The organism is Bartonella sp. CM120XJJH (genome assembly GCF_042194715.1).
GTDB lineage: Bacteria > Pseudomonadota > Alphaproteobacteria > Rhizobiales > Rhizobiaceae > Bartonella.
This window is the reverse complement of sequence record NZ_JBHINE010000010.1, coordinates 26,696-48,856: the sequence shown is the minus strand read 5'-3', so window position 1 is coordinate 48,856 and position 22,161 is coordinate 26,696. Positions and strand designations below refer to the sequence as shown.

Sequence of the window (22,161 nt, the reverse complement as noted above, 5' to 3'; positions counted from 1 at the left end):
ATTAAACCATCAGAATTTGATGACTAACAACCTGAGAAGATAATCCCACAAATTGAATATCGAACTTTAAAGAAGCTTCTACTTTACTGGATGCATTATGAATTCTAAAAGAAATGCTCCAACCATCTTCAAAAATTATAATGAGTTTGTTTTTACTTTCTGGTTTTAGTGCAACTGATAAAATTTTGCTTGGAATTTTCCATTTACGACCATATCCCAGAGTGCCATTCAAATTAAAAGACTGAATAATAACCCGTTTTTGTTTAGATCTTGTATCTATCATAATCTTATAAAATCATAAGAACCTATAACATACTGAAACAATAACTTCACAAATTTATCTTGATAATCTAAACAAAGCCTTTGAAGTTCTTTAGAAAAAGCTTCTAGGATTGGAAGATAAACTCTGCTGTCTTTATTCTCTATATCTCTAAAGAACATCTTCTTATCTCTGAGCTCTGCTAAATAATCAAAAATAGGTTTAATTTCATTAAAATAAACGCTGCTACAAGAATAACCTGTCCATTCTTTACCAAAATCTATTTTACTGGAAAGGCGAGGATGTTTGATAGCGCTATGATTATGTTTTGCAGAAATACCAATGTGATTTTCAGGAACTTTTAAAATAATATCACGGACATCTCCTTTGATCCCCGCAAAATCTTCCTGAAGAACAATAGTTTTCGTGTTTCTAATATTTTTATCATGTAACTGTAAGAAAACAGCTGCTTCAATAGAAGCAAGATTTAAAAGCCTTTTTTCAGTATCATTAAATAAATTATAAAAAGACTCCGCTATTTGAAAGGACGAGTTAAATTCTATAGAAGCCTTTGTCGCTTTTTTAAAACCCATGACAAAGCAATTCAAAGGCTTTTCCATTTTCTATCTGATTCATGCAATTTCCTAAAAATCCTTACTCAAAATTACGAGTTCATTTGATTTTTTATTGTTTCCCATACCGTAAGTCCATTCAGGATTTAAGTATTGTATGTCCTTTATAAAGTTCTCCAACTTCCACACAATCATTATAAGATAAAACCCATCTGTGATGCTTTCTCAAAAGTTCAGCAAGAGCTTGATGATCAAAAGAATGATGTTTATCGCCTTTTTGACCGTAAAGTTTTTGATTAATAAGATATGGAGGATCACAATAAAGAAAATCGTTAAAGTGTTTAGGAATACTTTCTGTAAAATCTCTGTGTTCCACTGTAAAATTTTCAATCTTAAAATCTTTAAGCCGTTCAATAGAACGATAATTGAATCGGGAGTGTCCTGGAGACATACCGCCAGAAAGTGTTGTTCCGGAAAAAGAAGAGCGATTAAGAGTAAGAAAAAACGGCAGCAATCTCTAATTGATTTTTAATATTCCCAAAAGTTTTTTGGAGATTATAAAACATTGCGGGAGTCATATCTTCATATTCTCTCACTTTTTATGCAAGAGCTGAAGCATCTCTCTAAAGTATCTGCCCCAAAATAGCATGCAGCTTAAAAGCATCATAAGCATAAACCCTTGTTCCTCTTTTTGCTAAGGTTAATTCAATTGAACCACCTCCTACAAAAGGAGAACATAAAGTTTTCCGTTTCCTTATATAGTTATTAATAATCATAGGAACAGCACGACTTTTCCCTCGGATAACGAAGAGGTGATTTGACAATGGGTAACTCCCTAGTCTCTCTCTGTTTTTTCAAGGAAGTTAATACCAAATTATCAAATAAAGCCTCTGTATGATCTCTTTGATTTATCATTTTGTTCATACTATCAGCTCCAAGTATCGCATTTTCTAACCTACAATTATCTAAAATAAATACTCGAAGCGTTTGCCAAATTCTACAGAGATCGCATTATAACAAATGATAAATTCATTAACATATCTGCACAAACGTTTGTTCCTAAAATAATGATAAATACCAGTATTAAAACCGTCAAAAAGGACTTGATACCATTGGTATTTATTTTTCTATTTATATACTACCCAAATGTATATCGAAATGTTTTTTCCTTTATAAGAACCAAGTTTCTTATAACTCAAATAATCATAAGGAAGAAATCACAATTCTTAACAAGACATTTTGGGTCCTTTATAAGAGCTTTATTATCTGTTTTTAATACTGATAAGATGCCTTTATCTCATACTGAATCAGTCAAAACCGCTTCCCTACACATTATAAGTATAGATGATGTATGGATAAACACCACTTGAGAAAAGAATCAAAATACTTCTTATAAATCCGCTCAAATTCTGCCCTTAGAGGACATAACGCCCCCCTCTTCTTTAGCAAAACAAAAGAACAAAGATCATTATTTGTTACAAACAAAAGAAGAATCATCCTTTGAATGACTTTGATAAAGAGGAAGCTTTACAATATTAAGAATTGTTCCATAAGGAATCAACATAAACAGGCTCATAATAATTTTTACCGAAAAATCACCAAAAGCAAGCGAGAGCCAAACTGGCATGCCTACCCCTCCCAAAACAGTACTCTCCACCAGTGAACTATCAGCATAGCCTGTTATCTTATCAAGAACAGCAAAAGAGCTAGAAAAAGCAAGAGCAAAAAACAGCACTGTATCCAAAGCCGAACCAACCAACGCTGCTGCTAAAGGTGCTTTCCACCATGTTTTACGTCGCAAAGGAGTAAAAACAACAATATCAAGGAGTTGCCCAAATAAAAATGCAAAACTAGAAGCAAGTGCAAGCCGTGGTGTTGCCAATATCCAAGAAACAAAGACGCCCGCAAAAAAACCAGCATAAACCACACGCCGCGCAGCAGATGGACCATAAAAACGATTGGTCAAATCATTGATCAGAAAAGCAAATGGATAGGTAAAAGCCCCATAAGTCAACAGCTCATTTAAATCAAACCAATAGACAGGATATTGAACAAAAATATTAGAAGCAGTGACAGCAAGGCACATTGCTAAAATAGAAAAAACAATATACCTCTTCTTTTGCTGTTCTCGTAAAAGACTGCTTGGGGGCATTTTTTCAACCTAGAATACGGAACCAATAAAATAAAACAATCAACCTGAAAAAACTTAACTTCCAGAACAGAAAACCGGAATGAAAGCGTCAATAAACCAAAAAGAATGGCGCTAACAATTACGCTGCTTGTTCAGCCTTTTGCCCATCTTCTTGCTCAGCTTTTTTCTTAATGATTTGTCGTTTTAGCAAACGCGCACGTTGCGACAACTCTTTATCGTCTGCTTTGACCAAAAAAGCATCAAGGCCACCACGATGCTCAACAGAACGCAACGCATTTGCTGAAATGCGCAAGCGGTAACTTTGCTGTAACACTTCTGAAATCAATGTCACATTGCAAAGATTTGGTAAAAAACGACGCCGAGTCTTATTATTTGCATGGCTAACATTATTACCATACAGAACCGTCTTCCCTGTCAATTCACATGCACGAGACATAAACTTCACCCTTAAACTCTAAGAAACTTTCAAATCCCCATACCCAAAAGACACAATGAACGCAAAAAACGCACAATGCAACCTTGAACGGGCATCATTGGGAAGTCTCTTTCTAATAGGGGGTCGACAACAAAAGGTCAAGTCTTTTATAAAACCTTTTTCATCTCTTACGGGCTTATTCTTCATCTTTTTTCTCAATTAAGGCGTGCAAATTCTGCCAAAAAGCGTACAAAACGTTTTTTTTAAATACATACTATGTTAGAATAAAAACCTATTGTCCCGAAAGGAAGCATAAATCATGAGCAAAAAAGAGCCTCCCATGACAAAGCTTCAGGGAAAATCTTGCTGTTTTTCTTCTTTTTTGTTTGGAACTTTATGTATTTGTTTTTTTCTTCTCTTCAGCGCATTAGGTATATGGCAAGTACAACGGTTAAACTGGAAAACAAATCTTATCACCAGTGCCAATCAGCGCATTCATTTGCCCCCCATAAAAGCCCCCCTAAAAAATCAATGGTCAGATATTACTTTTGAAAAAAATGAATATCAACCTGTTGTTATCACAGGAAAATTTTTAACAGACAAAAATATTTTAGTCACTGCAGCCGCTCAAAATACTACAGGCTATTGGGTTTTGACTCCTTTACAAACTGCTGATAATACACTGATTTTTATCAACCGTGGCTTTATCCCCATGGATGAACGTAACAATTTTCAAAACTCAGAGCAATCGTATACAAATGCCTCATCTCAGCGAAATTCGACCACGGACACAGAACAAACAACGATTATAGGTTTATTACGCATGAGTGAAAAAAATGGATTTTTCCCGCGTAAAAATAATCCTGACAAAAATTTATGGTATACGCGCGATCTCTCCGCTATGGCACAAAAACTTGGTTTGTCCACTGTTGCCCCTTATTTCATTGATGCCAGAAAAACATCTCCACAAGCAAACCTTCCCGTCACTGGTCTTACGATTATCCATTTTCGAAATAATCATCTCGTTTATGCAATCACGTGGTTTATTTTAGCGGCTGGTGTATTAGGAGCTTTTCTTTTTCTGCTACGGCAAAAAAACTAAAAAAGACCTCTTCCATCTCAAGTGATAAAGAGAACAGAATCTACTAACTTGCGCCTTTGTTAAATAAAGATCATAGGCGAACAATGGATCTTTATACCGTCCACACAAAAAATTTACGCGATACTCTTCAAAAAAATCATCATAAAACGAGGATTAATTCATTAAAAATGTACACAAAAATGTGAAGCAATACATTATCTCCACTCTATAAAAAATTCACTCTTAAAAACATTGTCATAAAAGCTTTTGAAAAACATAAAGCCAAATTTAAAAATGATAGGAAGGATAGGCACTCATTTTTGCCTTTATAATTTGATATTCCTGCCTCATTAGATTGTTTCCCATTTCAGAGATTACTCCAACTGATATACGCAATACTTTCGCCTTCATCTAGTATAAAGCTAATATAGCAGAGAATATCCGGATGCATTTTTTGTTTCAAAACTGCTATGAAGATGAGATGTTGAGTTATAAGCAACAAAAAACATTTAATGTCTCAATGAGACTTTTATACCTATCACCACACCTTAAATAAGAGGTTTTTACAGGATAGTAGAAAAAGGTGAGTCATCCTATATTCTAAAAAGACAGTTTATCCTTTCAGTGTATTTTGCTAAAGGCTTATGCTATAAATCTATAAGCTTGTTTTACTAGAATTTTAACTCTTTCATTTTTAAGGCTTCTGTTATGGGTGTTGTTGCCAAAAATTTTCCCATACCTGATCTTCATCGGGTTCGTCGTGTTCTCTTTTCTGTGTCTGATAAAACGGGTGTGGTTGCTTTTGCACAAGCCCTTCATGCTGCTTACAATGTTGAATTGATTTCAACAGGAGGAACAGCCAAAACCCTCATAGCTGCTGGTTTACCCGTAAAAGATGTTGCTGAAGTTACCGGATTTCCTGAAATAATGGATGGGCGTGTGAAAACACTCCATCCTTTGATTCATGGTGCTTTATTAGGGGTAAGAGAAGATCCTAGCCATAGAGAAGCTATGGAAAAGAACAACATTCATGGAATTGATCTTTTGGTGGTGAATCTTTATCCGTTTGAAGAGACGATCCTATCGGGAGCCGACGGGCAAACAATTCTTGAAAATATTGATATCGGTGGACCGGCGATGATTCGCGCCGCGGCAAAAAATTATGCTTATACTGGTGTTGTAACAGCGATAAAAGATTATGATTCGATTCTAGCTGAATTAAAGCAGCATAATGGATGTTTAAGCTTATCTATGCGTCATCAGCTAGCAATGCGCGCTTATGCACACACCGCTGCCTATGATACGGCAATAGCATCGTGGTTTGCACAGGATTTAAAAATTGAAATTCCATCGTGGCAGAGTTTTTCTGGTCATCTTGAAAGTGTTATGCGCTATGGAGAAAATCCACATCAACAGGCAGCATTTTATCGCAATAATGAAAAACGTTTTGGTATTGCAACAGCAAAACTTTTACAAGGCAAAGCACTTTCTTATAACAATCTGAATGACACAGATGCAGCCTTTGAGCTTGTGGCAGAATTTGATCCGCAAAAAACCGCTGCTGTCGCTCTTATTAAACATGCCAATCCTTGTGGTGTTGCGGAAGGAGAAAATTTGAAAGAAGCTTATTTGAAAGCTCTTATGTGTGATAATGTATCGGCATTTGGTGGAATTGTTGCTTTAAATCAAACCCTTGATGAAGAATGTGCTGAAGAGATTGTTAAAATTTTCACAGAAGTGATTATTGCTCCTGATGCCACAATGGCGGCACGTGAAATTATCGCCAAGAAAAAAAATCTTCGTTTGCTCATTACAGGTGGAGTTCCTGATCCACGCTGTGGAGGACTTCTTGCGAAAACACTTGCAGGAGGAATTTTAGTGCAATCACGTGATAACGTGGTGGTTGATGATCTTAAATTGCAAGTAGTGACAAAGCGGGCACCAACTCAAGATGAAATGCGTGATCTTCAATTTGCTTTTCGTGTAGCAAAACACGTTAAATCAAATGCTATTGTGTACGCAAAAAATAGCGCAACAGTTGGAATTGGAGCCGGACAAATGAGCCGCATCGATTCAGCAAAAATTGCTGCAAGTAAAGCAGCAGAAAGTGCTCAAAGAGCCGGCTTAACAGAACCCCTCACAAAAGGATCAGTTGTTGCATCAGATGCATTTTTTCCTTTTGCAGATGGTTTATTAGCAGCAGCTGAAGCAGGGGCAACAGCAGTTATTCAACCAGGAGGCTCCATGCGTGATGAAGAAGTTATCACTGCTGCTGATGCGCAGGGTTTAGCAATGGTTTTTACAGGAACACGACACTTCCGACATTAATAGTTTTGCTGATTCCCTCTTCATATGAGACAAATATTTCAAGGAATTTTTCATAATCATCGTATGACTATTGATAACTGTTGAAATGAAAGCAGTTATTCAATCCAAAGAATCTACACGTGAAGAAGTTTATCACCGAAGAAAATGCACATAATTTAGCCATTGTTTAAGGAGAGAATATTGTTTTTGTTGATATTTTTAATGGTTGCCCTTTCACATGAGGAAAATGTTAAAGGGATGTTATCTTGTATGTAGATGCATACCTGTTATGATATTATAACACAACTCTTTTTAGTAATATGCTCTATTCTTAAACTAAAGAGTGTAATGAAAAGTTTGAGTAGAGGATATGAATATTCTACGTTTTTATAGTAATTGGCGCCGTTATCGTCGAACCGTTAATGCGTTAAGTCGTCTTTCAACATACGAACTCAGCGATCTTGGAATTTGTCGAGGTGATATTGATTCAATTGCACGACGTTATTCGCGTAAATCTTTATGAAAGGTGTTTGGGATATTCGAGAGAATGCTTTGCTATGAGAAAACGTGCATTTTGTGGTTTATTGTTACGCCTTCATTTTTAGTATAATAACGAAGAGCAGAAGTGTTTTTTCTCTCAGCCGTTGCTGCGTGTTGTTTTTCAAATTCTCAGTGCTTCTGTGATATACAACATTTGATTTATTATTTGATTTATAATGACAATTTAGCGTTATTCATATTGAATTAGAACCCTGAGTACCGTAAGATTCTCTCATTTCAAATCTATGTATGTTGAATCAACCAAAACATTCGCTTGTACGTTACAAGCGGGGAATCCTGTGTGGATAAAAACTATTAAGAAAAGGCTAAAAATGCCTCTTATGAACCATCTCTAGTGCTAAGAGCTGTTAGATTGGACACTATAGGTGATGGTGCCAGAATTGCTCCTTCATAAACGTAAAGGGGTTTTTCTTTAAAATAAGTCCGTGAATATGCAATACAATAGCGCTCTGTTTTTTGTGAGGAGCATGACCATATTAATGCAACTCTCTCAGAGATAAATATTGATCCCAATAGCATACTTAAGAACTTATCGAAGATAAGCAACAGCTCTATTTTCTCTCCATATCTTTAAAGAATGAAGATCCTTAACCAGTACGCATCTGTCAACAATGGCCTATCAAAAAACCTTTTTTCTGGAGCCAATCCCTCTTAGCATCACCTCATAAGATTCTATGAGAAAAACTTGCCTAAAAACATCCAACCTATACTCTAACAAAATGTTTCATGTATAAAATTTATATGATCTTCAAATTTTAAGAATATTACCACAATAAACGATGATGTTTTGCGACACGTAAGATAAAACGCAATATACTATGGGTTAGAACAATGTTCTAATTTTTTATCAAACGCTTCACGGATAAAACGCCAACGAACTTTTTCCTGAAATGCAGGGCGAAAATATAAAACAATCTGTTGTGTCCGTTGTGGACCTGTTGATTCTGCAAAATCAATAGAATCTTCAAGACAAATATCTGCGTCAGGCGATATAAAATACCATACTTGTTCGCTCTTCATGTTCTCGTTCTTTACGGCTAAACACACACGTTCGCCATCATAATTAACTTCAACTTGTGGATGAAGATGAAACCGAACAGCAACATTATTCTGTTCATTTTGCACACTCTTGTGTCTCTTTCCCCCTTTATTTGGCATAAAAAAGCGATCAAAACCCTCGATCATATCTCCATTTGTCGCCAAAATAAGACCACGCTCATGAATGAGATTAAAGGGTCGCACATAACCATTATGACTCGCAATAAAACCCGTCTTCTCTGAATCCTCTATACGGCGCACTTGAACTTCCCTGGGTCCATCAAACAAAAATGGCGCGCCATTTTTCTTTTTCTGATAAAAAGCACCCACTGAACAATCATTAAGCGTAGCTGTTGAATGTGCTGCAGTAACACGTCCTAAATGTCGATAATCTTCCCGCCCATCAGGATTAACACCGGTATTTATAATAAAACGGTGCCCTTGTGAAGACATTTCAAAAGACAAACACCCCGAACAAGCCTGCTGTGCTACAAAGCGGGGTGGAAACTTTCCTGTATCTGCAAGCACTGTTGTTTGATTAGCTTTTAAGCGCTGAAATCCTGAATAACGGGCATAACTAAAAGGATGCCCTCCTGTTTCATCAAGCTCCAAAAGGGACGATAACCGTTCCGACACAAGGGGACCAACCCCATTAAAATGGGCCAACGTTTGATCCTCATGGATAAAGAATCGTAAAGCTGGCAACATACGCTCAACAGAATCAATCAAAATACGGGGTGCTGTTTCATTGCTACGCATAAAAAGATGCCGTAACGACAATAAATCCGATAACAAATTCAGCAAAATAACAGGACTACGAGAAATATGCCCACCATCAACTAGGATTTGACGGGAAAGCTCTTCTATAAGTGTGGTTTGTACCTTTTTTTTCATTGCCACAGAAACAGGCAAAGCAAGAGATGCGAATGTCAAAGCCACTGCTGCTTGTAAACGTTGATCATTGTGCTCCATACTACAAATTGTTACGCGCAAATAACGAAATTGCAAACCAAGTGCACGTAAAAAGCGTTTTTCAAACCGCTCACTTGCCCCTTCTAACAACATTTTCGAATGACAAATCCATGAAATCAAGCGCCGCGCCACAACAGGACCACTCCAAGCAAGCCCTTTTACCTTCTTGCCAGCATGGTCAAACCAATCTTCTAAAAGAGAGCGTGCATGTGCAGAAGCTAAATCACTTCCTGCTGCCTCCATATGGCGCAACCAATGAAAATCATGTAGAGCCGCTTCCCATTCTAGCGTTGGTGGAACCAATGCAAACGGCGAAACAGCACCAGAATGAACAATGTGACCAGCAAAAGCAAAACGACCATGATAAAATTCATGCGCCATCATAGGGTCTGCTACATGCAAATCCATGGGATGCGCTAAAATTTTATGAGGACGAAACCCTGAAAATCGCCAACGAAACAATGGTCCAACCCATAAACGCCGCATAACATTCTGTATCGTATCGATACAGGCCGCCACTTTTACCTGAGGAGCTTTTACCGCAACCGCCAAAATTTCATCTCCATTTATGCTGAATCAAATACAATTTCGACCATTTTCGTAAATGAAGCGTTAATTAAGCAATTTTTCGTAAGCGCGCAGCGAAAAAACCATCCATTCCTAAAAATGCGGTGTTCTCAGCATCAAAATTTTTATGACAAAAATCCGCAGGCGTTGTACGTAACATCCCCCCACAAAGCAAATGTGCCAGAGCTCCCATTTCCTCTGGATAAATAGGTTCTAAAACGATGTCATTGCGTGTAGATAAAATTTTCTCAATAAGATCTTCACCTTCTTCTCTTGCCAATGAACAATTGGAAAAAACAATCCGTCCCCCCACCTTCACCAAAGAAATTGCCCCGACAAGCAAATCATGTTGAAACGCCGCTAACTTGACGATATCATCTCTCGATTTCGTCCATAAAATATCTGGATGTCGACGGATCGTTCCAGTAGAAGAACAAGGAGCGTCAAGAAGAACCGCATCAAAAAGCTGTGGGGGACGGAAATTTCTCACATCGCCCTGCCAAATGTTAACTGAAAAATGAAGCCGTTCCATATTTTCTTTTAAACGCTTTACGCGGTTAGCAGAAAGCTCAATTGCTGTCACCTCTGCCCCTTGCAAAGCCAATTGCGCTGTTTTCCCCCCAGGGCTCGCACAAAGATCAGCAACGCGTTTACCCCGAAGTGTTCCTAGTAAACAAGCAGGCAACGCTGCAGCGAAATCTTGAACCCACCAAGTTCCTTCACTATAGCCTGGTAAATCAGAAACAGAACACTCTAGACGATTTAATCGAACAGAACCATTGGGCAACACCACACCGCCAAGCCTTTTAGCCCATCCAACACTGTCAGATTTCACTGTCAAATCGAAAGGGGGTTCCACACTTTGAATTGCTATAATCTGATGCGCCTTTTCTGTTCCATAAGCTGATATTAAAAGCTGTCCAAACCACGCTGGCGCCCCTTCAATGGTAGGAACTTGTTGGCGTAAGGGCATCACCTCACGTGCAATATTGCGTAAAAGAGCATTCACCACCCCTGAAAAACGGTGCATTCGAGGGTCAAGTTTCGCCACACGCACAGCTAAATCAATAGCCGCATGATCGGGAATATCAAGATAAAGAATTTGTGCAACACTGATATGCAAAAGATGCTGGAGTGAAAGTGCTTGTGAAGGCAAAGGACGCGCCAAAAGGCGTGAGAGAGCTGCCGTAATCTGCCCTCGATGACGCAATGAAGCTGTTAAAATAGCCCGACATAACAAACGATCTCGTTGTGAAAGCTTTAAATATTGTGGATGTCCGTGTTCATTATCCGTCAAACCAGACAGAGGCGTGTACTTATCAACTACCGCCCCCAAAAGACGCACACACACCTGTCGAACAGCTAATCCTGGAACATTTTTTTCAGACACATGCCCCGCTTTTTTGTGTTTCAAAACACCACCTTTATATCACTGTTTCCTTTAAAACCCCCTCAATAACTCTATCAACGAGATCTTTTTGAATTTTCATAACGAAGCCAAGAAGGACGTTTTGTAACACGCTGAAAAGAATTGTTTTCTTGCTCACCTAATGCATGAGCCTGACCACTATGAAAATCTCCATAGTTCATCCCGCTGCTTTTTTCATGCATAGTGTCTTCTTTATTCCATCCCACACTTTTGGCAAGAGCCCCTTTCATCTCTTCTGCTTGCTGATAAAGAGCAGCAATACGATTTGCAGTTGCTGGATGTGTAGAAAAAAGACTATCCGCTCCCTCACCGCTCAAAGGATTAATAATAAACAGATGCGCAGTTGCTGGATTATGCTCTGCTTCTTCATTATATACCCCACGTCCCCCATCAGCAATCTTACGCAATGCCGAAGCCAACCATAAAGGATTGCCACATATTTCAGCCCCTCTCCGATCCGCAGCATATTCACGCGTACGACTAATCGCCATTTGCACCAACATCGCTGCAAAAGGTGCCACGAGCAATGCAATAAATCCTCCAATTGCCCCAGCGCCATGAGAATCTTCTGAAGAGTTGCGCTGCCCTCCCATAAAGAAAGCAAAATTACCAAGCATTGAAATTGCCCCTGCAATCGTTGCGGTTAAAGTCATTGTTAAGGTATCACGATGCTCAATATGTGCGAGCTCATGCGCCATAACGCCGGCAATTTCCTCAGCGCTTAACCGCTCTAACAACCCAGTACTTGCAGCAACAGCAGCATTTTGCGGATTACGTCCCGTCGCAAAAGCATTTGGCTGCGCATTCTCAATAACATAAACCTTTGGTTGAGGAAGAGAAGCCCTTTGCGCTAAATCGCTTACAATCTTATAATAAACTGGTGCTGAATGCTGATCAACTTCACGCGCCCCGTACATGCGTAAAACAATTTTATCCGAATTCCAATAAGAAAAAAAGTTTAAACCACTTGCCATCAAAAGAGCAATGACCATGCCACCGCCCCCTCCAACAAGATAACCAACTCCCATAAAGAGAGCAGTTAAAAAAGCCAAAAGCATGGCTGTACGCATTATATTCATTACTCAAAAAACTCCATGATAAAAGTCAATCAATATTATATGATGGTGTTTTCTTTCTGCTTCTTCAATGGAATAGGTGTAAAATGAATAAAAAAGATGGAAAAACAAGCAAAAAAAATGCAACTGTCGTTAAACAGCAATCTCTTTCTCCCGCAGCACAACGCGCCCTTAAAGAAGCTGAAGAACGGCGAAAAAGCGCAGCAAAAAAAGAACAACCTTTAGAAAACGGCGGACGTGGCGGCAAAGACCCTTCCCGCTATGGAGACTGGGAAATTAAAGGCCGCGCTATTGACTTTTAAAACCATTGATTTTTAAAAAACCAACGCTGTTTAAACAAGCAGCTTTTTAAAGAAAATCCGTTTTTGATAGACAAAAACGGATAATATTTATTTTTCTAAAGCTTTTAAAAACACGTTGATTAAACAATCATGCTTCTTATGCTGAAGCAGATTCTGCTTCAACCGCTGCTGCTGCTTCTTCTTCCGCTTGCTTTGCTGCTGCTATACGTTCTTGTGCCTTTTTACCCGGTTCACCTTTATGTGGATTATTACGAGTTGGACGCTTTTTCAAGCCAGCTGCATCTAAAAACCGTAAAACGCGATCTGTTGGTTGAGCCCCTTGCCCAAGCCAATATTGAATACGTTCTTCATTAAGTTTCACCCTCGGTCCATCTTTAGGCAACATTGGATCCCATGCACCAACACGTTCAAGAAACCGCCCATCGCGCGGACTACGAACATCTGCAACGACGATATGATAGTAAGGACGTTTTTTTGAACCTCCACGGGACAAACGAATTTTCAATGCCATATTTTATCTCCTATTGTCAGCTCTGGCTTTCGTTTAAATTGACTTTTTTTGTTTTTTGCTCTTCAGAAATAACTTCATGATGACTCACAACTTCTTTAATAATAAATTTTAAAAATCTTTCAGCAAAGTCAGGATCAAGATCACTATCTATAGCCAATTGCCGCAAACGCGCTACCTGATATTGCTCACGCAGAGGATCTACTTTAGGCAAATCATAACGCGCTTTTAAACGCCCAACAGCTTTCGTACAACGAAAACGCTCTGCTAAGATATGAATCAAGGTTGCATCAAAATTATCAATAGATGCTCGTAAATGTGCCAATTCGTTTAATACTGTTTCCTGCATTATATTCCTTTCCCTCTTTACATCTTTACATCTTATCTTTTCTTAGGATGCTGAGGAAATTTTCCCCCATCGGCAATGCCATTAGAAAGACCAGGAAACGTAGGTCCACGCTTGGGAAGTCCGGGCAAGAGCTTCCCTCCATTACCATTTTCAATTTGCTTTTGAAGCGTTGAGAATTGCTTGGGATCCAATCCCGACAAATCCGGCATAGCTGGAGAATCCCCTCCCAAGTTTCCCATACCACCAAAACCCATTTTGGAACCAAGTCCTCCCAACATTTTTCCCATCAAACCACTTTTTCCTTTACCACCCATGGCTTTCATCATATCAGCCATTTGGCGATACATCTTCAAAAGTTTATTAATATCAGCTGCCGTTGTACCAGATCCCTTAGCAATTCTCTGTTTGCGGCTATGTTTTAAAAGCTCTGGATTCGCCCGCTCTTTCGGTGTCATAGATGAAATAATGGCCAATTGACGATCAAACAAACGATCATCAAACCCCGCAGCCGCAATCTGCTCTTTGACCTTCCCCATTCCTGGCAACATGCCCATAATACCGCCCATTCCACCCAGTTTTTTCATTTTCTGCAACTGTTCTGCAAGATCATTCAGATCAAATTTTCCGGCTTGCATTTTTTTTGCAAAAGCAGCAGCTTTCTCATGATCCATTGTTTCAGCAGCTTTTTCAACCAAAGAAACAATATCCCCCATTCCGAGAATACGATCAGCAATACGACTGGGATGAAATTCTTCTAAAGCATCTATTTTTTCACCAGTTCCAATTGCTTTAATTGGTTTACCTGTAACAGCACGCATAGAAAGAGCAGCACCACCACGCCCATCACTATCCATCCGTGTTAAAATAATCCCTGTAATCCCTACACGCTCATCAAAAGAACGAGCAAGATGAACGGCATCTTGCCCCGTCAAACTATCAGCTACCAACATAATCTCATGAGGAAGAGAACATGCTTTAATTTCAGCCAATTCAAGCATCAAAGATTCGTCAATATGATTACGTCCTGCTGTGTCAAGAAGAAGCACGTCATAACCACCCAATTTAGCAGCCTGCACGGCACGCGATGCAATATCAACAGGCAGCTGTCCCGCAATAATAGGCAAGCTTGCAAGTTTTTCCTGCTCTCCCAATTGGCGCAATTGCTCCTGTGCAGCGGGACGGCGTGTATCTAATGATGCCATGAGAACTTTTTTATTATGCTTATCAGTAAACCGTTTTGCAAGCTTTGCTGTTGTGGTTGTTTTTCCGGAACCTTGCAAACCAATCATCATGATAACAACTGGAGCTGGTGCATTTAAATCACTCAGAACGCTTTCATTTCCAAGAATATGAACCAATTCATCATGAACAATTTTAACCACCATCTGGCCTGGTTTAATTGATTTAACGATTTCGGCCCCAACCGCTTTTTCCCGAACCCTATCGGTAAAAGAGCGTACAACATCAAGAGCAACATCAGCTTCCAATAAAGCGCGACGAATTTCACGCAGCGCCTCTACAACATCCTGATCCGATAAAGCGCCACGTCCCGTCAAATGAGACAGAATAGAACCGAGTCGCTCTTGCAAGGATTCAAACATCATTTACCTCATTGTTGCATAACAAACAAACCAAAATAGCATCCGAGAACGCATCGCGCCGTCGGATGTTGACCTCTGAGATCTCTTTATACCCTTAAACTGGGGTCTCAGTCGGTGGCTCCAAGTTAATTTTGTCACTGAAAGCTTGCTCCTTCAAACAATAAAACCCCAGCTTTGTCAAGTTTTATCATAAAATGTCTTTTTATACGAAGAAATAAAAACAGCAAATACTATACTTAAAAACTTTCAACTTCAACACGCATAAAACAACCTGTTTCCTGTTCCATACTCCATAATTTTCCGCTAGAGATATCAAACCAAACCCCATGCAATGTCAAAAAACCTTGATCTTTGCGAAGCTTTATCCATGGAAACGTCTCTAAATTTCTCAACGAATGACGAATAGAAAGCTGCTCTAATGCCGTCTGTTTTTCTGGCCACGACAGCGACTTATTATTCAAAACGATTTCTGCTGCTGGTGCTAAGAGACTTATCCATTGACCAATAAAATCATTTGATGATAAAGATTTATATGTCTCCTTAAGAGCAGTATGAACGCCTCCACAATGGGCATGACCAAAAACGACAATATGTTTCACCTTAAGCAATTGCACAGCATATTCAAGAGCTGCTGATGTTGCATGATATTGGTCATCAGGAGAAAAAGGAGGAACCACATTTGCCACGTTGCGCAGGGTGAAAATTTCTCCTGGCTTAGCATCAAAAATCATTTCTGGTACTGCACGCGAATCACAACAAGCAATGACCAAAACTTCAGGTTTCTGTCCCTCAATCGCCAATTGCTGATAATGTGCTATTTTATATAAAAAATGATTGTTTATAAAGTTTTGGTAACCACTCAAAAGTCTTTCTGGTAAATGCGCCATTCTCTCTTTACTTTTGCTTCTTTTTTTACTTTCATTTTGTATATTTTAAAAAACAAACTATTAACATACAAAAATACTAAAAACGCCCTTCCCTTGAAGCAAAATATTTTTTTAAAGTACAAAATATTACTAAAAAATAGCAAAAACAAACTCATTCTTTCCAAATAAAGAGCTATTTTCTTCAGAAAGAAGGTGTTACAGTATATAAAAAATATAATGGTCTGCTTTTAAAAAGAGAAGAAAAGACCCCTTAAGAGCAAAAAGGGAGAGTGAACGTGTTGCAACAGAAAAAAACAGAAACAAAAAACACCCAAGATAAAATAGAACAAATCCTTTTTGCCCAAACCGATAAAGAAGATATTACTTATTATGAAAATGAAGAACTTCAAAAAGCTACAGCCATCGCGGTAAAAGCTTTTAATCTCCATCAGACGGGAAAAAATACCATCTGCTTTGAGCAAAATTTAACCCGTAGTAACAGACCTATAACCGTTATCACGCTTGTCAATGATAACAAACCCTTCCTTCTCGATTCTATTTTAAATGTTTTTAATCAACACAAAAACCATATCTATTTGATTGCACACCCCATTATTGATTGTGCTTCTGGAAAACGCATCAGTCTGATGCAAATTCACATCGAGTCATTAAACAAACAGCAAATACAAAAACTTGAAAATGAACTCACCTTAGTTCTTGAACAGGTTAATGCTGCTGTACAAGACTGGAAACCTATGCTTGAAGAAGTTGAAAAGCAGATTCATGCCTACCAAATAAGCCTTCCCCCACACTACAAACAAGAAGGCGAAAAAGCTATTGAATTTCTTCACTGGCTAATGGACGATAATTTCATTTTCCTTGGTATGCGCACTTACAACTTCATCAAAGACCAAAAACCCCTAAAATCCTTTACAGCGAGTAATATTGAACTTGGTATACTCACGGATGCTTCTATTCATATTGTTGACGATGAAAGTATGAAAGAACCTCCTCAAGAAGTTTTATCCTTCATGGAAAGTGATAATCTGTTTATCGTGACAAAAGCTAACAGCCGCTCCAAAATTCACCGTTCTGTTTGGCTCGATTATATTGGTCTTAAAATCTTTGATAAAGAAAACCAACTCTGTGGAGAATTACGCATCGTAGGGCTTTTTACCTCCTCAGCTTATACACGTTCTATTTTGCAAATTCCTTTCTTAAAAGAAAAAGCCCGAACTATTATTCAACGTCTTGGACACAATCACGCCGATTATTCAGGAAAAGCACTCATCAGTGCTTTAGAAACCTATCCAAGAGATGAAATGTTTCGCTCTGATGTCGATACATTGACAGAAAACACTAAACTTATTCTACAATTAGATGAGCGCCCACGTTTACGGGTTCTTGCCCACACTGATTCTTTTGGGCGCTTTGTTTCTATCCTTGTCTACGTACCGCGTGACCAATATAGCAGCAACCTGCGTGAAAAAGTTGGCGAACATTTTGTTGAGCTTTATAAAGGCGACTTTTTTGAATCTTATCCGCTATTTTTGGAAAGCCCCCTTATACGTGTCTATTATATCATCCATCGCAAAGGAAATGAAACTGTTCCCCTTCACGAACGCTCCACACTTGAACAACATGTACGTTCGATTGCACGAAGTTGGGAAGACAGAGTTCAAGCCATCGCTCTGACCCAGAAAATAACAGAGCCACAAACACGTCTAGCCAGCGAATTCCCCAACAGCTATCGTGATTTATTTTCAGCCGAAGACGCTATTAATGATGCTGGACATATTTTAAACCTTCATGATGAGAAGCCCCTTTTCGTGAACTTTTATCACGCACAAAACAAAGAAAAATGTACCATTTCTCTTCGGCTTTTTCACCGCCATGAAGCTCTTGCTCTTTCTAAACGTGTACCACTCCTTGAAAATATGGGGTTTCGCGTTATTGCTGAACAAACCCTTGAATTACCAGATGGCTATGGACACTCTGTGTACCTTCATGATATGCAGCTGGAAAGCACTTTCCAGCTCTGTATCGATTTTGGAAAAAACGGGCAAAAACACGCCGAAACCTTTGAGGCCATTTGGGCAAAAAATGCTGATAATGACGGCTTTAACGCTCTCACCCAAACAGCTGAGCTTGATTGGCATGAAATTGTTATTTTGCGCCATTATGGGCGCTATCTCCAACAAGCTGGAATTCCTTATTCGCAAGATCGCGTTGCTCAAACTTTAAATGCTTATCCTGACATTACCCAAGATCTTTATGCTTTATTTCATTTAAAATTTCACCAAAGCCATACAGAAAAAGAACGGGGAAAAAACCAACAAGTCATTCAAAAGCGCATTGAAGAAAAATTACGGAAAGTCTCTGGTTTAGATGATGATCTGATTTTACGCCGTTATTGTAACCTTATCGATGCGAGTTTACGAACGAATGCCTTTACGCCTCTTGACGATGGAAGTCCACGGCGTATTTTAGCCACCAAATTAAATCCGCGCCAAATTGAAGGTTTGCCTGAACCACGCCCTTATCGAGAAATTTTTGTTTATGGACCAGAAGTTGAAGGGGTTCATTTGCGTTTTGGACCTATCGCTCGTGGCGGAATTCGTTGGTCTGACCGTGCATTAGATTATCGCACCGAAGTGCTTAGCTTAGTCAAAGCCCAACAAGTTAAAAATGCGGTTATCGTTCCTGCAGGTGCAAAAGGTGGATTCTATCCCCATAGGCTTCCCCAAACAAATGACCGTGCTGTCATCATAGAAGCAGCACGACAAGCTTATACAGACTTTATCACAGCTTTGCTCTCCATCACAGACAATCTGATTAACGGCAAAATAAGTTCTCCCCACAATGTCATCTGTCATGATGACCCTGACCCCTATTTTGTTGTCGCGGCAGACAAAGGAACAGCAACTTTTTCTGATACAGCCAACGCCATCAGCCAAGCAAACCACTTTTGGCTCGATGATGCTTTTGCCTCTGGAGGCTCAGCAGGTTACGACCACAAAGACATTGGTATTACAGCTAAAGGTGCATGGGAAGCCGTCAAAAGACATTTTAGAGAGTCATTTAATCACGATATTCAAACAACGCCCTTCACCTGTGTCGGTGTTGGCGATATGTCTGGTGATGTCTTTGGCAATGGAATGCTGCTTTCCAAACAAACAAAATTGATTGCCGCTTTTGATCACCGCGATATCTTTATTGATCCAGATCCAAGCATAGACGAAAGCTATGCAGAACGTATGCGCCTTTTTAAACTTCCTCGCTCCAGCTGGCAAGATTACGATCAAAGCAAATTATCAAAGGGCGGTGGTATCTTCTCACGAAAAGAAAAAACCATTACTCTCTCACCTGAAGCAGCACAAGCCATTGGTTTCGAAAAACAAACAGGAACACCCTTTGAAATTATCTCTGCTCTTCTCAAAGCCCCTGTTGATCTTTTATGGTTCGGTGGTATTGGTACTTATATCCGTGCTGCAACAGAAAATGATGCCCAAGTAGGTGATCGTGCAAATGATGCAATACGCATTACCGGAGAGCAAGTGCGTGCAAAAATTATTGGCGAAGGGGCTAATCTTGGTGTTACACAACGTGGGCGGATTGAATATGTCTTAAATGGTGGTCGATGCAATACAGATGCCATTGACAATTCTGCTGGTGTGAATTGTTCTGATATTGAGGTCAATCTCAAAATTGTTCTTGCATCAGCACTACGTGCCAAAACGTTAACCCGCGAAGAACGCAATAAGCTCTTGAAAAAAATGACACCTCAAGTCGAGCAACTCGTCTTGCGCAACAATTATCTACAACCCCTTGCTCTTTCTTTGGCAGAAAACCAAAGCACTACTGATTTGCCCTATCAAATACGCTTTATGCACGATTTGGAACAAAAAAAGCTTCTAGATCGCAGAGTTGAAATACTCCCTGATGAGCAAATTTTACGACAAAGAGCAACCCAAGGCAAAGGTCTTCTCCGTCCAGAACTCGCCGTTATTTTTGCCTATGCTAAATTGACCTTAAAAGAAGAAATTGCTCATAGCCCCATTGTTGATGATCACTATTTCAATACAGCCTTGCTGAACTATTTTCCAACCCAAATTCAAGAAAATTTTAAGAAGGAAGTTATTAACCATCAATTGCGTCGTAATATTATCGCAACGCTGATTGCCAACGATATTGTAAATCGTGGAGGCCCTACTTTTGTTAATAGACTACACGATGCAACAGAACAAAAGACTGAAAATATTATTCGCGTTTTCATTGCCATCCGCGATGGTTTCGAAATTCCTCAATTGTCTGAGCAAATTGATAAGCTTGATAATAAAATACCCGGTCTTGTCCAAAATAAATTCTACGCAGCAATGACCCCAATGCTCTTTGAAACAACCAATTGGGGTTTGCACAACATAGATCTCTCACGTCCATTAGAAGAAATTGTAAAAACAATAAAGCAAGCCCGTAGCGTTATTGAAAAAGAGCTTATGCATTCTCACGACAACGATATTAAGCAAAAGATTGAAGAAAAAGCATTACACTACAGCGAAGAGGGAGCACCAAAAGCATTAGCGAAACAATTAGCTCTCTTGGAAGCTGCTTCAACAATCTGTGATATTTCTTTAATTGCAAAAAAAAGCAACAGTGATCTTATTAAAACCGCAGAGATCTACTTTTCACTTGCGCAAATCATTCGTATAAACCGCATTAACGAAGCAAGTCGTATAATCCCTGTAGTAGATTATTATGATAGTATGGCTTTAAGCCAAGCCAAAGAAAATGTTTCTGAAAGCTTTCGGCAAATCGTTATGAAAATTCTCAAAAATTATGGAAAGAAAAAAGATCCTTTTGACACTTGGAAAAAAACAGAAGAAGATCATATTCACAACATTACAAACCGCATTAGCGCCCTTATTGAAAATGATCTCAATATTTCTCGTTTTACTTTTGCAGCAGGATTGATTTCTCAACTTCAAAATATTGGCTTTCAAACCTAAAGCAAATACAAAACGGCCCACTCAATCTCCTGTTCTATCCCACCACCACAACAAACCAACAAAAATAGAGAGCGGAAGTTTGCATTTTTAGGCAAGGCTCCAACAATAAAAATCTCGCTATTTATCACAATAGAATTGTTTGCAATAATTTCAAAAAAACAACAGGATTGATTTCTCACCCTAAAAACATCAACTCTCAGACTTAAAAGCAGTACAAAATAGCTAAGCTTTTTCCCTGTTCTATCCATCCATGTCTAATCAGTAAGGGAAAAACGGAGACGCTATCCCGCATTTTTAGACAGAGCACTTAAAATAAAAAATAAATTCAAATTTTACTGTCAAATATTCTTCAACACAAAAATATAATATATTGATTTACAATCATAATTTTATCATTTTTATGTTGAAGGAGAAGCTGATATTCTAAGTTTGCCTCATTTCCAATCCGTTTATATTCAATCAATTAAACGCATTACCCCTTGCATGTTGCAAATGGGAAAGCTGTATAAATAAAAAACATTAAATAAAGAACTAAAAATGCCCCTCATAAACCGCCTCAAATGCCAAAAGCCGTAGAAACGGGTAGCCAAATATAAATATGATGATTTCCCCCCTTAAGCTTCTTGCTCCATAAGCGAAAAGATTGTGGTGCTTAATGGTTTTATCGTTATACCATTCATAGGCAACATCGTGAAATAGAAAGCACTGAGGAATATTTTTTTAACAAATGCGTAAATATGCAATACACATATATTCTGTTTTACGTGGAAGACATATGGCTTCATTAAAAAACATCAGAAACAAAAGGATATGCTTAATCCATTATTTAAAAGATATGACTGTAACTGCTTTTTAAATACGTGAAATCAAATAAAAATGACAGTAAAGATAGACGTTTATTTTCTCCCTTTACAACTCCATATTCTCATCCAACTAGGCTGTTTACCTATTTTAAAGATTACCCTAAACAGATATATGCAAGATGCTCATTCCATACATAAAGAAAAAAGGTTCCGACACCCAACGCGACACCACCTGTATAAAAAGACAATTCAGCATACTTTAAAATACCACTTTTTGCACACAAACATTGTTTCTAT

16 protein-coding genes and 1 pseudogene are annotated in these 22,161 nt (G+C 38.7%); 5 read left to right on the top strand and 12 right to left on the bottom strand.

Annotated features, from left to right (window positions below):
* Position 1: 1 nt before the first annotated feature.
* The 5 genes and pseudogenes from ACFIKU_RS05680 to rpmB form a co-directional block, all read right to left on the bottom strand.
* Positions 2-852 (bottom strand): annotated as a pseudogene (locus ACFIKU_RS05680) (HaeIII family restriction endonuclease).
* Between the two features lie 118 nt (positions 853-970).
* The gene (locus ACFIKU_RS05675) at positions 971-1,345 is read right to left on the bottom strand and encodes a DNA adenine methylase (RefSeq protein ID WP_375641150.1); all 375 of its coding nucleotides are present in this window, start codon (positions 1,343-1,345) and stop codon (positions 971-973) included.
* Positions 1,346-1,454: 109 nt separating this feature from the next.
* Complete coding sequence (locus tag ACFIKU_RS05670; RefSeq protein WP_375641152.1) at positions 1,455-1,655, bottom strand: DNA adenine methylase; 201 nt, start codon at positions 1,653-1,655, stop codon at positions 1,455-1,457.
* 644 nt (positions 1,656-2,299) lie between these two features.
* Complete coding sequence (locus tag ACFIKU_RS05665) at positions 2,300-2,983, bottom strand: VUT family protein (RefSeq protein WP_375656929.1); 684 nt, start codon at positions 2,981-2,983, stop codon at positions 2,300-2,302.
* A gap of 118 nt (positions 2,984-3,101) precedes the next feature.
* Positions 3,102-3,419 (bottom strand): 50S ribosomal protein L28, encoded by a 318-nt coding sequence (rpmB, locus tag ACFIKU_RS05660; protein WP_375656928.1) that lies wholly within the window; start codon positions 3,417-3,419, stop codon positions 3,102-3,104.
* 298 nt (positions 3,420-3,717) lie between these two features.
* Here rpmB and ACFIKU_RS05655 point away from each other — a divergent pair, with 298 nt between their 5' ends.
* The 3 genes from ACFIKU_RS05655 to ACFIKU_RS05645 all read left to right on the top strand — a co-directional run bounded on the left by ACFIKU_RS05655 (position 3,718) and on the right by ACFIKU_RS05645 (position 7,309).
* Positions 3,718-4,500 (top strand): SURF1 family protein, encoded by a 783-nt coding sequence (locus ACFIKU_RS05655; RefSeq protein ID WP_375656927.1) that lies wholly within the window; start codon positions 3,718-3,720, stop codon positions 4,498-4,500.
* A gap of 687 nt (positions 4,501-5,187) precedes the next feature.
* Positions 5,188-6,807 (top strand): bifunctional phosphoribosylaminoimidazolecarboxamide formyltransferase/IMP cyclohydrolase, encoded by a 1,620-nt coding sequence (purH, locus tag ACFIKU_RS05650; protein WP_375641159.1) that lies wholly within the window; start codon positions 5,188-5,190, stop codon positions 6,805-6,807.
* 349 nt (positions 6,808-7,156) lie between these two features.
* Entirely contained in the window at positions 7,157-7,309 is a 153-nt protein-coding gene (locus ACFIKU_RS05645) for a DUF1127 domain-containing protein (RefSeq protein WP_273790070.1), read from the top strand.
* An 854-nt stretch (positions 7,310-8,163) separates the two neighbouring features.
* Here the strand turns inward: ACFIKU_RS05645 and ACFIKU_RS05640 are convergent.
* The 3 genes from ACFIKU_RS05640 to htpX all read right to left on the bottom strand — a co-directional run bounded on the left by ACFIKU_RS05640 (position 8,164) and on the right by htpX (position 12,432).
* Complete coding sequence (locus ACFIKU_RS05640; protein WP_375656926.1) at positions 8,164-9,909, bottom strand: heparinase II/III family protein; 1,746 nt, start codon at positions 9,907-9,909, stop codon at positions 8,164-8,166.
* Positions 9,910-9,973: 64 nt separating this feature from the next.
* Positions 9,974-11,338 carry an RsmB/NOP family class I SAM-dependent RNA methyltransferase gene (locus ACFIKU_RS05635; RefSeq protein ID WP_375656925.1) on the bottom strand — a complete coding sequence of 455 codons (1,365 nt, stop codon included), beginning with the start codon at positions 11,336-11,338 and terminating at the stop codon, positions 9,974-9,976.
* Between the two features lie 50 nt (positions 11,339-11,388).
* Entirely contained in the window at positions 11,389-12,432 is a 1,044-nt protein-coding gene (htpX, locus tag ACFIKU_RS05630; protein WP_375641165.1) for a zinc metalloprotease HtpX, read from the bottom strand.
* Between the two features lie 83 nt (positions 12,433-12,515).
* On the opposite strand from htpX, the gene ACFIKU_RS05625 reads away from it, so the two are divergent.
* Positions 12,516-12,731, top strand: coding sequence for a DUF1674 domain-containing protein (locus ACFIKU_RS05625; RefSeq protein WP_375641167.1), 216 nt, complete (start codon positions 12,516-12,518; stop codon positions 12,729-12,731).
* Positions 12,732-12,867: 136 nt separating this feature from the next.
* Here the strand turns inward: ACFIKU_RS05625 and rpsP are convergent, their stop codons facing one another.
* From rpsP to ACFIKU_RS05605, 4 genes are all read right to left on the bottom strand, one after another.
* The gene (gene rpsP / locus ACFIKU_RS05620; protein ID WP_375641169.1) at positions 12,868-13,242 is read right to left on the bottom strand and encodes a 30S ribosomal protein S16; all 375 of its coding nucleotides are present in this window, start codon (positions 13,240-13,242) and stop codon (positions 12,868-12,870) included.
* Positions 13,243-13,258: 16 nt separating this feature from the next.
* Positions 13,259-13,588, bottom strand: a complete 330-nt coding sequence (locus ACFIKU_RS05615; protein WP_375641171.1) for a chorismate mutase — start codon at positions 13,586-13,588, stop codon at positions 13,259-13,261.
* 32 nt (positions 13,589-13,620) lie between these two features.
* Complete coding sequence (gene ffh / locus ACFIKU_RS05610; RefSeq protein WP_375656934.1) at positions 13,621-15,189, bottom strand: signal recognition particle protein; 1,569 nt, start codon at positions 15,187-15,189, stop codon at positions 13,621-13,623.
* A 236-nt stretch (positions 15,190-15,425) separates the two neighbouring features.
* Positions 15,426-16,076 (bottom strand): carbonic anhydrase, encoded by a 651-nt coding sequence (locus tag ACFIKU_RS05605; protein WP_375656924.1) that lies wholly within the window; start codon positions 16,074-16,076, stop codon positions 15,426-15,428.
* A 275-nt stretch (positions 16,077-16,351) separates the two neighbouring features.
* Between ACFIKU_RS05605 and ACFIKU_RS05600 the strand changes: the two genes are divergently transcribed.
* Positions 16,352-21,061, top strand: a complete 4,710-nt coding sequence (locus ACFIKU_RS05600; protein ID WP_375656923.1) for an NAD-glutamate dehydrogenase — start codon at positions 16,352-16,354, stop codon at positions 21,059-21,061.
* Positions 21,062-22,161 lie beyond the last annotated feature (1,100 nt).

Coding starts and splice junctions, on each gene's coding strand:
- ACFIKU_RS05665 (WP_375656929.1), bottom strand. CDS start 2,983: ATGCCCCCAAGCAGTCTTTTACGAGAACAGCAAAAGAAGAGGTATATT.
- rpmB (WP_375656928.1), bottom strand. CDS start 3,419: ATGTCTCGTGCATGTGAATTGACAGGGAAGACGGTTCTGTATGGTAAT.
- ACFIKU_RS05655 (WP_375656927.1), top strand. CDS start 3,718: ATGAGCAAAAAAGAGCCTCCCATGACAAAGCTTCAGGGAAAATCTTGC.
- purH (WP_375641159.1), top strand. CDS start 5,188: ATGGGTGTTGTTGCCAAAAATTTTCCCATACCTGATCTTCATCGGGTT.
- ACFIKU_RS05645 (WP_273790070.1), top strand. CDS start 7,157: ATGAATATTCTACGTTTTTATAGTAATTGGCGCCGTTATCGTCGAACC.
- htpX (WP_375641165.1), bottom strand. CDS start 12,432: ATGAATATAATGCGTACAGCCATGCTTTTGGCTTTTTTAACTGCTCTC.
- ACFIKU_RS05625 (WP_375641167.1), top strand. CDS start 12,516: ATGAATAAAAAAGATGGAAAAACAAGCAAAAAAAATGCAACTGTCGTT.
- rpsP (WP_375641169.1), bottom strand. CDS start 13,242: ATGGCATTGAAAATTCGTTTGTCCCGTGGAGGTTCAAAAAAACGTCCT.
- ACFIKU_RS05615 (WP_375641171.1), bottom strand. CDS start 13,588: ATGCAGGAAACAGTATTAAACGAATTGGCACATTTACGAGCATCTATT.
- ffh (WP_375656934.1), bottom strand. CDS start 15,189: ATGTTTGAATCCTTGCAAGAGCGACTCGGTTCTATTCTGTCTCATTTG.
- ACFIKU_RS05605 (WP_375656924.1), bottom strand. CDS start 16,076: ATGGCGCATTTACCAGAAAGACTTTTGAGTGGTTACCAAAACTTTATA.